General features: G+C 66.7%; 14 protein-coding genes. 12 read left to right on the top strand and 2 right to left on the bottom strand.

From position 1 onward, the window contains the following. Window positions 1-198 precede the first annotated feature (198 nt). The 4 genes from AB7E83_RS08960 to AB7E83_RS08945 all read left to right on the top strand — a co-directional run bounded on the left by AB7E83_RS08960 (window position 199) and on the right by AB7E83_RS08945 (window position 2,391). Complete coding sequence (locus tag AB7E83_RS08960; protein ID WP_428568002.1) at window positions 199-375, top strand: KGG domain-containing protein; 177 nt, start codon at window positions 199-201, stop codon at window positions 373-375. Window positions 376-465: 90 nt separating this feature from the next. After that, entirely contained in the window at window positions 466-723 is a 258-nt protein-coding gene (locus AB7E83_RS08955) for a hypothetical protein (protein WP_428568001.1), read from the top strand. Between the two features lie 126 nt (window positions 724-849). Beyond that, a complete protein-coding gene (locus AB7E83_RS08950) occupies window positions 850-1,869 on the top strand; it encodes a Ku protein (protein WP_428567999.1) in 1,020 nt (339 codons plus the stop codon). Window positions 1,870-1,884: 15 nt separating this feature from the next. Next, window positions 1,885-2,391, top strand: a complete 507-nt coding sequence (locus AB7E83_RS08945; protein WP_428567996.1) for a hypothetical protein — start codon at window positions 1,885-1,887, stop codon at window positions 2,389-2,391. Window positions 2,392-2,403: 12 nt separating this feature from the next. Here the strand turns inward: AB7E83_RS08945 and AB7E83_RS08940 are convergent, their stop codons facing one another. Both AB7E83_RS08940 and AB7E83_RS08935 read right to left on the bottom strand, forming a co-directional pair. After that, a complete protein-coding gene (locus tag AB7E83_RS08940; protein WP_428567994.1) occupies window positions 2,404-3,180 on the bottom strand; it encodes a ferredoxin--NADP reductase in 777 nt (258 codons plus the stop codon). A gap of 88 nt (window positions 3,181-3,268) precedes the next feature. After that, the gene (locus tag AB7E83_RS08935) at window positions 3,269-3,460 is read right to left on the bottom strand and encodes a 2-hydroxymuconate tautomerase (protein ID WP_428567991.1); all 192 of its coding nucleotides are present in this window, start codon (window positions 3,458-3,460) and stop codon (window positions 3,269-3,271) included. Window positions 3,461-3,561: 101 nt separating this feature from the next. On the opposite strand from AB7E83_RS08935, the gene AB7E83_RS08930 reads away from it, so the two are divergent. Genes AB7E83_RS08930 through AB7E83_RS08895 form a run of 8 tightly spaced genes read left to right on the top strand, consistent with a single transcriptional unit; the run spans window position 3,562 to window position 11,628 of the window. Further along, complete coding sequence (locus AB7E83_RS08930; protein ID WP_428567988.1) at window positions 3,562-4,542, top strand: Bug family tripartite tricarboxylate transporter substrate binding protein; 981 nt, start codon at window positions 3,562-3,564, stop codon at window positions 4,540-4,542. Between the two features lies 1 nt (window position 4,543). Next, a complete protein-coding gene (locus tag AB7E83_RS08925; protein WP_428567986.1) occupies window positions 4,544-6,208 on the top strand; it encodes an amidohydrolase in 1,665 nt (554 codons plus the stop codon). Window positions 6,209-6,210: 2 nt separating this feature from the next. After that, window positions 6,211-7,659 carry an amidase gene (locus tag AB7E83_RS08920; RefSeq protein ID WP_428567983.1) on the top strand — a complete coding sequence of 483 codons (1,449 nt, stop codon included), beginning with the start codon at window positions 6,211-6,213 and terminating at the stop codon, window positions 7,657-7,659. A 24-nt stretch (window positions 7,660-7,683) separates the two neighbouring features. Then, a complete protein-coding gene (locus tag AB7E83_RS08915; protein ID WP_428567981.1) occupies window positions 7,684-8,226 on the top strand; it encodes a 3-hydroxyanthranilate 3,4-dioxygenase in 543 nt (180 codons plus the stop codon). Beyond that, window positions 8,223-8,861 carry a cysteine hydrolase family protein gene (locus AB7E83_RS08910; protein WP_428567978.1) on the top strand — a complete coding sequence of 213 codons (639 nt, stop codon included), beginning with the start codon at window positions 8,223-8,225 and terminating at the stop codon, window positions 8,859-8,861. The genes AB7E83_RS08915 and AB7E83_RS08910 overlap by 4 nt, the downstream gene beginning before the upstream one ends. A gap of 54 nt (window positions 8,862-8,915) precedes the next feature. Beyond that, window positions 8,916-10,067 (top strand): hypothetical protein, encoded by a 1,152-nt coding sequence (locus AB7E83_RS08905; RefSeq protein WP_428567976.1) that lies wholly within the window; start codon window positions 8,916-8,918, stop codon window positions 10,065-10,067. Between the two features lie 14 nt (window positions 10,068-10,081). Next, entirely contained in the window at window positions 10,082-10,813 is a 732-nt protein-coding gene (locus AB7E83_RS08900; protein WP_428567973.1) for a hypothetical protein, read from the top strand. Further along, on the top strand, window positions 10,810-11,628 hold the full coding sequence (locus tag AB7E83_RS08895; RefSeq protein ID WP_428567971.1) for a hypothetical protein: 819 nt from the start codon (window positions 10,810-10,812) through the stop codon (window positions 11,626-11,628). The genes AB7E83_RS08900 and AB7E83_RS08895 overlap by 4 nt, the downstream gene beginning before the upstream one ends. Window positions 11,629-11,810: the final 182 nt, after the last annotated feature.

Genomic DNA, 11,810 nt, shown 5'->3' with positions numbered 1-11,810 from the left:
ACGATTCCACCGTCACTCCGGGCCACGCGCGACTGCCCACCATCACGGCGGAACGTTGCCCGCGATCACGATGGAACGCTGCCCGCCATCGCGTGGAATGGGTGCCCGCGATCAGTGGAATAGGCAGATTCGCAAACCGGCACCCACACCATCGAGACCAAGCCCGCCGTCAAGAAGTCCCTGCGGGGCTTCGCGGCCATGGACCCGCAACGCCAGCGCGAGATCGCCAGCCTCGGCGGCCGCGCGGCACACCAGAGCGGCCACGCCCACGAGTTCACCAGCGAGGAAGCGCGTGCCGCCGGCAAGAAGCGCCATGCCCGCGCCTCCGACGCAACGGCCGGCTCCACCGCCGCCGCCGAAAGCCGCGCCTCGTAGGCGTTCCCTGCACGGCTGTAGGACGCTGCGGGCCACGCCCGGACCCTGCCGACTACAGCCGCTGCACCTCCCGGCTCCTACGATGGCGCAATGCCTTCGACTCCGGACCGCCCTCCTTCCCTCGCCGAAGCCAGCCGCGCCCTGTGGCTTGCGACGCTCGCGCTCATGACCGCGTTCATGCAGACGCAGGCGCCGGCGCACCGCTACCTTCTGGCCCGCCGCATCGCGCGCAACTTCGACACGTTGCACCGGCAGGAATGCTTCAGCGCGGTCAACCGCCAGAGCTTCGGGCGCATGCGCATCCGCTGGAACGACAAGGCAGACCGCCTGAAGGTCGCCTCGGCATAGTCCCAGCCCGTGGGGCGGCTCTGCCTTGCACAGGGTGTGTGCGCGCGCACCTACACCCCCGCGCCCCGGAGTCCGACAGGGCACGCGAACGAACATTCGCAAACTTGTCGAAACATCCGCATGCACATGGCAGACAAGGCAAAAAAATCAGGGACGACTTCGCCGGGCCTCGCGAAAGGCTCCACGCGCGCCGTATGGAAGGGCGCGATCACGTTCGGCCTCGTCCACATTCCGATCGCCCTGCATTCGGCCACGGCCGAATCCGACCTGAATTTCGACTGGCTCGACAAGCGCACCGGCGATCCGGTGGGCTACAAGCGCATCAACAAGCGCACGGGCAAGGAGATCGAGTCCGAGAACATCGTCAAGGGCCTGGAATACCAGAAGGGCGAATACGTCACGCTGACGGGCGAGGAAATCGCCGAGGCGTATCCGCGAACGACGCAGACCATCGACATCGAGGCCTTCGTCGACATCGACGAGGTGCCCTTCGTTTACCTCGAAAAGCCCTACTACACCTCGCCGATCATGAAAGGCGGGAAGGTGTACGCGCTGCTGCGCGAGGCGCTCGTGCAGACGGGCAAGGCCGGCATCGCGCGCGTGGTCATCCACACCAAGCAGCACCTGGCCATCCTCGTGCCCTGCGGCCCGGCGCTCGTGCTCAACCTCATGCGCTGGGGCGACGAAGTGCGGACCTGGGACGACCTGGACCTGCCACCGGCGAATGCGAAATCGGCGGGCCTGCGCGAGAACGAACTGAAGATGGCGAAACAGCTGATCGGCGACATGGCCGGCCACTGGAAGGCGGACGAATACCGCGACTCCTTCCACGACGCGATCATGAAGCTGGTGGACGCAAAGGCCAGGGCCGGCGACTCGCAGGAGGCCGTGCGCCTCGAAGATGCGCCGCAGGCCGCAGGCGCCGACGTGATCGACCTGACCGAGCTGCTCAAGCGCAGCCTGCAGGGCGGCCGCGCGTCCGGGAAGGACGAAGGCGGTCCCGCGCGAAAGGCCGTCGCGAAATCGACCGGCCCCGCGAAGAAGGCCGCGACTCGCGAGCGCGCGGTGGCCTCGGCGGGCCGCAAGACCGCGGCCCGAAGGAAGCCCGCCGCGAAAGCGGCGTCCAAGACGAAGCGAGCGGCTTGAAGCCGGGAGAGCCCCATGCACCCCTGGATCTATCTCGCCCTCTGGATACTGGTCGCGCTGACGGTGGCGGCCTTCGTCTCGGCCTGGGCCGCGAAGCAGCTGCGCCTGCGCAACGTGCGCCGCCAGCAGGCCGTGCTGATGTTCGATGCGCTGGAGCGCTATGGCGCGTGGATGGCGCAGCAGCGCCACGCGCCCACCTACGAGGGCGAGACGCCCGAGGCGGCGGAGGCGCTCGACGAAGCCTGCACGTTGCGCGTGGGCTGGTTCCCCGAGCTCGCGACCGACATGGCGGAGCTGCTGGGCGTGCACAACCGCATGCTGCATTTCCTGGCCGCGCAGCATGCGCTGCGGCAGCGCGATGCCGAGCGCTGGCTCGAGACCGACCACGACGGCCGCTTCCTCTCGCTGTGGCGCCAGCACATGGTGGTGATGCAGACGCTGCAGGCCAAGCTGTCGATCATGGGCAGCATCGCGCCGCCCAGCGGCGGCATGATCGCGCCGGCGCGCTACATGGAGGCGTGAGGCGCGCGCGGCCTACTGCTCCGCGAATGCCCGCTCGATCACGAAGTCGCCCGGCTTCGTGGTGTTGCCCTCGTTGAAGCCCTGCGCCTCCAGCATGTGCTTCAGGTCCTTGAGCATGCCGGGGCTGCCGCAGATCATCACGCGGTCGTCCTTCGGGTTCAGCGGCGGCATGCCGAGGTCGCCGAAGAGTTTGCCGTTGCCGATCAGCTGGGTGATGCGTCCCATGTTGCGGTACTGCTCGCGCGTCACCGTGGGGTAGTAGCGCAGCTTGCTCGTCACGAGGTCGCCGAGGAATTCGTGCCGGGGCAGGTGATCGACGAGCAGGTCGTGATACGCGAGTTCGTCCTTCTGCCGCACGCCGTGGACCAGGATGATCTGGTCGAATTTCTCGTAGGTCTCGGGGTCGCGCACGATGCTCATGAAGGGCGCGAGCCCGGTGCCCGTGGACAGCAGGTAGAGATGCTTGCCGGGCAGCAGGTAGTCGATCAGCAGCGTGCCGGTGGGCTTCTTGCCGACGATGACGGTGTCGCCGGGCTGGATGTGCTGCAGCCTCGAGGTGAGCGGGCCGTTGGGCACCTTGATCGACAGGAACTCGAGGTGCTCCTCGTAGTTCGCGCTCACGATGCTGTAGGCGCGCAGCAGCGGCTTGCCGTCGGGCTTGCGCAGGCCGATCATCGTGAAATGGCCATTCGAGAACCGCAAGGCCGGATCGCGCGTGGTCGTGAACGTGAACAGCTTGTCCGTCCAGTGGTGGACGGAAAGAACCTTCTCTTCGAGGAATGCACTCATTCGGTCGATTTTATCGGCCGCGTTATTACCTTTCGTTCGAAGCCGAATTGCACGGGCGAACGGGAGGGAACGGGTGGGAACGGGAAGGTCAGCGTCCGAGATCCCTCGCCGTCACGCCGGCGATGCCCCAGTTGTCCTTGGGCAGTTCGGTGATGAGCACGCGGATCGTTTCCTTCGGCGCGCCGGTCGCCTCGACGAGGGCCGCGGTCACCTTCTCGATCACGGCCTTCTTCTGTTCGGCCGTGCGGCCCTCGATCATCTGGATGTTGGCGATGGGCATGGCTTGCCTCAATAAATCGATCCGGTCAGAATAATCGATTTAAACTGGACGAGCAACCGGCCGCCGTGGCCGAGCGCGCCCTCTTCCTGGAGCCACGACCGATGCCCTCGCACGCCAAGCGCCTCACGAATCATCTTATCGCCGCCGTGCTGCTCGGCGCGGCCCTGCTGCCCGGCGCGTTCGCGCAGGCCTACCCCGACCGGCCCGTGACCATCGTCGTGCCCTTCCCGCCCGGCGGCTCGATGGATGCGCTGGCGCGCATCGCGGGCCAGAAGCTCTCGGCCACCTGGGGCAAGCCCGTCGTCGTCGACAACCGCGCCGGCGCGGGCGGCATGATCGGCGCGCAGCGCGTGAAGGGTTCGCCCGCCGACGGCTACACGCTGCTGCTCACCAACTCGGCGCTGATCCAGAACGTGGTCGGCGCGGGCGCGGCGAACGCGCCCTACGACCCGATCAAGGACTTCCAGCCCGTCATGCACATGACGCTCGCGCCGGTGGTCTATGCGATCAACCCGAAGCTGCCCGCGAAGACGCTGCAGGAGTTCGTGGCGCTGGTGAAGCGCGAGCCGAAGAAGCACTCCTTCGGCTCCGGCGGCGTGAACCAGACGCTGCACCTCATGGGCGCGGTGTTCAACGAATCGGCGGGCCTCGACATGGCGCACGTCGCCTTCAAGGGCGATGCGGCGCTGGCGAACGACATCATCGCGGGCCATATCTCCTCGGGCTTCGTGACGATCGCGACGGCCGGGCCGCAGATCGCCGCGGGCAACCTGCGTCCCCTCGCCGTCGCCGGCCCGCGCTCGCCGCTGCTGCCCGACGTGCCGAGCTTCCGCGAACTCGGCTTCACGCAGCTCGACGTGGTGGGCTGGTTCGGCATGTTCGCGCCGGCGGGCACGCCCCGGGCCGTGGTCGACAAGCTCGCGGCCGACATCGGCGCGGTGCTGAAGCAGCCCGACGTGGCGACCAAGCTGAAGGAGATGGCGCTCACCCCGACCGGCCTGGAGCCCGCGGAGTTCGGCCGCATCGTTCAGCGCGACCTCGGCTACTGGGACACCGTGGTCAAGAAGGTCGGCGAGAAGTAGCATGCGCGCCAACCAGATCCTGATCGGCAACGTCATCACGCTCGACGACGCCGGCACGCGCGCCGAGGCCGTCGCCATCGCGGGCGGCCGCGTGCTCGCGACGGGCACGCGCGAGGCGATGCTCGAACTGCGCGCGCCGAATGCCAAGGTCCACGACTTCGGCGGCGCGACGCTCGTGCCCGGCTTCAACGACGCGCACGCCCACATGGACACGCTGGGCACGCGCCAGCTGCGCCCCACGCTCGAGGGCGACCGCAGCATCGCCGAAGTGCTGGGCACCATCGCCGCACTCGCGCGCCGCACGCCGAAGGGCCAGTGGATCGTGACGATGCCGATCGGCGAGCCGCCCTATTACTTCGATGCGCCGACGACGCTGGCCGAGGGGCGCATGCCCACGCGGCAGGAGCTCGATTCCGTCGCGCCCGATCACCCGGTCTATATTCCCGCGCCCGGCGGCTACTGGGGCCAGCCGCCCTGCTGGGGCACGATGAACTCGCTCGCGCTGCAGCTCAATGGCATCACGCGCGACACCGTGCCCACGAACCCGAACACGGTGCTGGAAAAGGACGCATCGGGCGAACTCACCGGCGTCTTCCACGAGAAGAGCTACGTCAACACGATCGAGCTCGAATTGCTGCACGCGGCGCCCCGCTTCACCTACGAAGACCGCTGCGACGGCATCGCACGCGCCATGCAGATGTACCACCGCGTCGGCACGACGAGCATCTACGAAGGGCACGGCTGCGCGCCCGAGGTGATCGCGGCCTACCGCGAGATGAACGAGCGCGGCACGCTCACCATGCGCACGTCCGCCGTCGTGAGCCCGCGCTGGCGCTCGCTGGACGAGGCCGCGCAGGTGATGCGCGACGCGCTGCCCATGGCGCGCGGCCGCGGCATGGGCGACGCGATGTTCCGCGTGTCCGGCGTGTTCGTCGCGCACGGCGGCGACCCGTGCGCCGGCCGCATCCAGCAGGCCCGCATCGACGACATGGGCTGGTCGGGCTTCGTGCAGCAGGTGAATTCGACGGAGGATTTCGAGGCGCTGTGCATGCTCGCGGGCCGGCACGACCTGCGCGTCCACACCATCGCATCGGACAAGCTCTCGAAGGTGGCGCCGGTGCTCGAGCGCGTGGCGCAGCACTTCCCCATCGGCCAGCGCCGCTGGGTGGTGGAGCACATCAGCCGCTCCAGTCCCGAGGACATCGCGGCCCTGAAGCGACTCGGCGTCGCAACGACGCTGATCCCCGCGCAGTATGTCTGGAAGCACGGCACGCCCTTCCTGAGTTTCGACGAGCAGGGCATGAACTACCTGTCGCCCGCGAAGTACCTGCACGAGGCCGGCGTCCCCGTCGCCGCGGGCACCGATGCCGTTCCGTACAACCCGCTCTTCTGCATCGCGTCGATGGTGACGCGGCGCGAGCGCACGACGGGCCGCACGATGGGCGAAGGCGGCAAGGTCACGGCGGAAGTCGCGCTGCGGCTCGCGTCGCGCAACGGCGCCTATCTCTCGTTCGAGGAGAACGAGAAAGGCCAGCTCGCCTATGCGTACCACGCGGACATCGCCGTGCTCTCGGCGGACCCGACGGCGGTGGACGGCGAGGCGATCCGCGACATCACGTGCCGGGCCACGATGGTCGGCGGACGCTGGGTGCACGGGGAGCTGTGACGATGGATCTCGCCTTCGCCTCCGCGACGCAGCTGGCCGAGGGCCTGCGCTCGCGCAAGTACGGCAGCCGCGAACTGCTGGAGATGTACCTGAAGCGCGTCGAAGCGCTCGACGGCACCATCAACGCCATCGTCGTGCGCGACTTCGAACGCGCGCGCGCCGCCGCCGATGCGGCCGACGAAGCGATGGCGCGCGGCGAATCGAAGGGGCCGCTGCATGGCCTGCCGATGACGGTGAAGGAAGCCTTCGACGTCGCCGGGCTGCCCACGACCTGGGGCAACCCCGCGAACCGCGGCAACATCGCGCCGACCTCTGCCGAATCCGTGCTCCGCCTCGAGGCGGCGGGCGCCATCGTCTTCGGCAAGACCAACGTGCCGCTCATGCTGGCGGACTGGCAAAGCTTCAACGAGCTGCACGGCCGCACGGCCAACCCGTGGAACCTCGAATACGGCCCCGGCGGATCGTCCGGCGGCTCAGCCGCCGCGCTCGCCGCGGGCCTGACGGGCTTCGAGCTGGGCAGCGACATCGGCGGCTCGCTGCGCATCCCCGCGCATTTCAGCGGCGTGTACGCGCACAAGCCGACCTGGGGCGTCGTGCCGCCCGCGGGGCATTGGGTCCAGCCGGGTCCGCGCACCGACATTTCCGTGGTCGGGCCGATGGGCCGCAGCGCGCTCGACCTCGAGCTCGGCCTGGACCTCACGGCCGGCGCCGACGGCGCGGAGGCGCGCGCGTGGAAGCTCGAGCTGCCGCGTTGTCCGCACGAGCGCATCCGCGATTTCCGCGTGGCGGTCATGCTCGATGCCGAGCCGGCCGAGGTCGACGAGGAGGTGCGCCAGGCCATCGAAGGCGTCGCGCGATTCCTGGAGAAGGAAGGCGCCACGGTGTCCTTCGACGCGCGGCCCGAACTCGACTGGCAGCAGGTCGCGCGCGACTCGACCTTCCTCATTCGCTCGACGAGTTCGGCGCGCATGCCCGCGGCCGACTACGAAGGCTTCGCGCGCGAGCGTGCCGCGCTCGGCGAGTCCGACGACACCTACCCCGCGCGTTTCTCGCGCGCCATCGCGGCCACGCACCGCGAGTGGCTGCAGGCCAACGCGCGGCGCTGGGCGATGCAGAAGGAGTGGGAGCGCTTCTTCTCGCAGTGGGACGTCTTGATCTGTCCGCCCGCATCCACCACGGCGTTCCCGCACGATCCGTCGCAGCCGCGCCATGCGCGCGTCGTGACGGTCAACGGCCGCCGGATCCCGTCCATCGACCAGATCTTCTGGGCGGGCCTGGCGGGCATCGCGCATCTGCCCGCGACCGTCGCGCCCGCCGCGCTGTCGCGCGCGGGCCTCCCCATCGGCGTGCAGATCGTGGGCCGGCAGTATGCCGACCACACCTGCATCGCCCTCGCCCGCCTGCTCGAGCAGGGGTATCGTGGCTTCGTGCCGCCGCCCCTCGCATCGTGACCCGCCCATCCTGAAGGAGTTCGAATGATCAACCTCCCCATGTTCCCCAGCCTCCAGCAGAAGATGCCGCAGATCGACTTCGAGGAGATCATGGCCTTCCTGCGCACGACCAACGAGCGCCGCACCTATCCGCTGTGGCAGGAGGACGACTGCCTCGCCTTCATCGCGCGCGGGCGCGAGTACCGCAGCGAGTTCCACCTCAACCCGAGCTTCGAGATGCAGTATTCGCTCAGGGGCGTGCTCGACCTGCACTGGCGCACGCCCGAGGGCAAGGTCGTGATCTCGCACGTGCCCGAGGGCAACTGCCTCTACCAGCCGCCGATGGTGCCGCACTCGCCGCGCTTCGGCCCCGAGGCGTTCCAGCTCGTGATCGAGCGCAAGCGCCGCGCGGGCGAGGTCGACAAGTTCCACTGGTACTGCCCGTCGTGCGACAACTTCCTGCACGAGGAACGCTTCGTCGTCGACGACTACGCGAAGGATCCGGTCTCGCGCGCCTACGACCGCTTCTGGAGCAACATGGATGCGCGCACCTGCAAGAAGTGCGGCACGGTGATGCCCGACAAATGAGCGAGGTCCTGCGCACGCTCGACGAGCAGCTGCGGCCGGCGCACACGGCCATCGTCGTCGTCGACATGCAGAACGACTTCTGCGCGGAGGGCGGCTACCTGCAGCGCACGCGCGCGGCGGCGTCGAAGAATCCGATCGACGCCGGCGCGAACGCCGTCATCGCGGACAACATCGCGCGGCTCGTCGCCTCGGCCCGCGAGGCCGGCTGCACCATCGCGTGGCTGCGGTCGGTCTACGACTTCAAGTACCTCGCCGACGCGCACATCGCCAAGCGCGACGGCGAAGGCTGCTGCATGGAGGGCACCTGGGGCGCGGACTGGTTCCGCATCGCGCCCGCCGCCGGGGACGTGGTCGTGACCAAGCACACCTTCAGCGGCTTCCACGACACCGACCTGCATGCGCGCCTGCAGGCGCTCGGCATCCGCACGCTCGTGATGACGGGCGTGGCCACGAACGTGTGCGTCGATTCGACGCTGCGCCACGGCTTCTTCCTGGGCTACAACATCGTGGTCGCCGAGGACTGCGTGGGCAGCGGCAACAAGGCGGGGCACGAGGGGACGCTGGCGACGGTGCGGGTGAATTTCGGATCGGTGGTGGACTCGACGCTCGCAATGAAGCTGCTGGGAACTCGTTGACGCGTTCGTAGTACCACAGTAGTATCCGCCCCACTGAAAAAGCAGGGGGGCTCGATGGGACGGAATCATTTCATTTCGCTGGTGCTCGCCGCTGCCTCCTGGTCGTGCAGCGCGTATCAACTGGCGCCCCTCGGCTCATCATTTGAAGCCCAGCTCACGGAGGAGTGGCCGGGCCGAGTCACCATGATCGCCGGGCAAGCTGGCGTTCTTCTCAAGGAACCGGTCCACGAGGAAATCACGCAGCTGGCATTCGGGTGTCCCCTGCAGCCTGGCGAACTCGGAACCGAAACACGTTGCGCGGGTGCCGACAAGGGCTTCGCAAATCACTTCGTGATCTACGGTGTCCGGTGGAATGACCTGCCACCCTTTCGCCTCGAGGCCAGCGAGGGCGCGAAGTGCAAGAAGCTGTTCATCCTTTCCACGCCGGCCTGCAAGACGAACGAAACGATCCGGCTCTCCACTCAACCGGACTGCTGGTATTGCATCTTCAAGCAAGGACAGGAGCTGGCTGCACGAGCGAAGATCACCGGCTGCGCAAGAGGTACCGAGTACGTTCGTGGAAACCTTTTGACCCGCTCTCACTTCGGTGACTTGCAGTTTCTGCACTCGATGGCGAACGAGGACGGCGTGACGGCGGAGGCAACGCGGCAGAAAGTTGTCGAATGGCTCGAATTCGCCTGGCGAGTCTCGATACGTGAGCTTCGTGCGGACGTCCGCCTGCGCGATGTGAAGATCTCCGTCATTCAGGAGCACTTCAGCTGTTCCGAGTGGACGGTAGCCGACTTGTACGTTCTCGGTCGCCAGAACGCCATGTTGCCCCACCTCCACCAGGTTGCGTTCGGCTCCATCCTGCATTCCGTTCAGGATTCATTCGCAGCCGGACACACGGAGCGCGAGACGATGGCCAGGTCGGAGGCATGCCCGGGCGCCGACTATCCCGCGCCCGGCAGGGTCGTCGAATTCCACAGTTACGCGAGGCAGGACGGCCACGCGCACGACGGTCAGGACAAGCGTGAGGCCATGGTCGTGGCCGGCGGCTCGGACTGGCCGCATGCAATCGCAGCCAGTCGTCATCTGATGCGTTTGCACGACTCGCGTACGGCCTGGAGCGAAGCGAAGCCATTCATCGATTGCCTTTTCGAGCTCGCACCCGAAGCGCGGCCCTCTTCACCCGGCGAACGGTTCATCAAAAGCGCCTCGCACTGAAGCTCCGGACGCCGATGATCGATTCGCAGATTTCGCTCATTCCCATCCAGCTGGTGGACGAGCAGCCGGTCGACAGGTCCCTGTCGAAGGACTTGCTGTGGACAGGGTGCGATGAACAAGGGAAGCGGTATGCGCTGAAGACAGTGGAGCGCGCGCATCCCCTCCTGCCGTTAACCGAGTGGCTGTGTTATCACCTCTGCAGCCGCATCGGCGTGTTGATTCCCGAGTACACCGTCGTCGTCAGGCTCGATGGAAGCCTTGCGTTCGGCTCGCTTTGGGAGATCGATGCCCGTCAGTTCTCACCGGCGAGCGTTTCCGAAGCGCAGTTCTTCACGTGGTTGGAAAGTGCGAAGTCGGATGTCAACGCGATGTTCGCACTCGACGCGTTCCTTCCGAACGAGGATCGTCACTTCGGCAACATGCTGTTCGTGGACACCGGGGCACGCGTGCGTGCATTGGCCTTCGACTGGTCACGAGCGCGCATCTTCAACCCATGGCCATGGCCGGCAGATTGCAAAAGCGAGCGAAGCTGGAACTGGCTCGCACACGTCCGGCTCCACGACCCGAAGCTCATTCGCTCGAAGCTCGACCGCCTGCAGCTCATTCCCGGTACCGATATCCGCCAGATCCTCATGGCAGCGCCAGCGGAATGGCGAATGGGCTTCGATCTCGATCAGTCGACCGTCTGGTGGGAGGGTCACCGGAGCCAGCGCGTGGACGACACGGTTAGACTTCTCCGGCCATGAAAACGAGGTTGGTTGCCCAGTACGGCGTGCTCTCGCACTATCCGCGACCGCACCTGACCGAACACGTGCATATCGGACTTGTCTGTTTCCTTGCAACCGGAGAGGTCCGCGTGCATTTTGCCGACGATCTCAGGAAGCTGCGGGCCATTGACACGACGGTCGACATGGATGCAGTTCGATCATGGGAGACGGGCCTTCCACGCCTTGTCGCAAACATGAGCGTCGCGGAGGCCACGGCATTCATCCGGGACTTCGGCCAATGGGGGGTGTCCGGCGAACTCGGACGATTCGCCTATGCCGACGAGGACGAATACGCACAGCGTGTTTCGCACGCGATGCGGAATCTGGTGGCCGCGCCGTCCAATAGTCCACGTGACCGGAGTGAGGTGTCGCGTCTTCACGTCGATCTGAAGATCGCCTTCAGCGCGAAGGGTTGGCTCGGCCGAGACATTCGCAATCACGAAATCGTCGAGCGATACCCGCTGGGACCGATGACGACGGCCGAATTCGCGTTGGAGAACGGGCGACTTCACGTCATAGAGACGCTCGATCTCCGGCGAAGCAACCTCTCCGCGAAACGCAGCGATGCGCGTTCGAAGGCTCTCACGCTGGATATGGCAAGAAGAAAATCAGGCGACTCCGCGCGCTATGCCGTAGTCGCGGGGCGCGAGAGCCCCTTGCTTCCCGAGGCCAGGGATCTTCTTTCCGACTACTGTCAATCCGTTCTGCAATGGGAGAGCGTCGCCGACATGAACGCTCTATTTGAGCAACTTGCGGAAGCCACTGGAAAGCCCGGCCTTCCGCTTCCTCTGTAGCTCTGCAGCACGGACTGCACGAGCAGACCTTCAAAAATCCACTGCCGCGCTAGAACTTCCGTGTGTCCGACGTGTCTATCGGTCTGTTCCTACACACCCATCAACACGGACCGACACCACGATGCAGAGCTTCACCCGCACCCTTACCGCCTTCTCAGTCGTTGCAACTGCCCTCGCCGGCG

Origin of the sequence: Ramlibacter sp. (genome assembly GCF_050250995.1) — a bacterium.
GTDB lineage: Bacteria > Pseudomonadota > Gammaproteobacteria > Burkholderiales > Burkholderiaceae_C > Ramlibacter.
This window is presented reverse-complemented; position numbering and strand designations above follow the sequence as displayed.

Bases quoted from the DNA above. Each gene is read 5' to 3' on its own strand.
- AB7E83_RS08960 (WP_428568002.1), top strand. From the start codon at position 199: ATGGACCCGCAACGCCAGCGCGAGATCGCCAGCCTCGGCGGCCGCGCG.
- AB7E83_RS08955 (WP_428568001.1), top strand. From the start codon at position 466: ATGCCTTCGACTCCGGACCGCCCTCCTTCCCTCGCCGAAGCCAGCCGC.
- AB7E83_RS08950 (WP_428567999.1), top strand. From the start codon at position 850: ATGGCAGACAAGGCAAAAAAATCAGGGACGACTTCGCCGGGCCTCGCG.
- AB7E83_RS08945 (WP_428567996.1), top strand. From the start codon at position 1,885: ATGCACCCCTGGATCTATCTCGCCCTCTGGATACTGGTCGCGCTGACG.
- AB7E83_RS08940 (WP_428567994.1), bottom strand. From the start codon at position 3,180: ATGAGTGCATTCCTCGAAGAGAAGGTTCTTTCCGTCCACCACTGGACG.
- AB7E83_RS08935 (WP_428567991.1), bottom strand. From the start codon at position 3,460: ATGCCCATCGCCAACATCCAGATGATCGAGGGCCGCACGGCCGAACAG.
- AB7E83_RS08930 (WP_428567988.1), top strand. From the start codon at position 3,562: ATGCCCTCGCACGCCAAGCGCCTCACGAATCATCTTATCGCCGCCGTG.
- AB7E83_RS08925 (WP_428567986.1), top strand. From the start codon at position 4,544: ATGCGCGCCAACCAGATCCTGATCGGCAACGTCATCACGCTCGACGAC.
- AB7E83_RS08920 (WP_428567983.1), top strand. From the start codon at position 6,211: ATGGATCTCGCCTTCGCCTCCGCGACGCAGCTGGCCGAGGGCCTGCGC.
- AB7E83_RS08915 (WP_428567981.1), top strand. From the start codon at position 7,684: ATGATCAACCTCCCCATGTTCCCCAGCCTCCAGCAGAAGATGCCGCAG.
- AB7E83_RS08910 (WP_428567978.1), top strand. From the start codon at position 8,223: ATGAGCGAGGTCCTGCGCACGCTCGACGAGCAGCTGCGGCCGGCGCAC.
- AB7E83_RS08905 (WP_428567976.1), top strand. From the start codon at position 8,916: ATGGGACGGAATCATTTCATTTCGCTGGTGCTCGCCGCTGCCTCCTGG.
- AB7E83_RS08900 (WP_428567973.1), top strand. From the start codon at position 10,082: ATGATCGATTCGCAGATTTCGCTCATTCCCATCCAGCTGGTGGACGAG.
- AB7E83_RS08895 (WP_428567971.1), top strand. From the start codon at position 10,810: ATGAAAACGAGGTTGGTTGCCCAGTACGGCGTGCTCTCGCACTATCCG.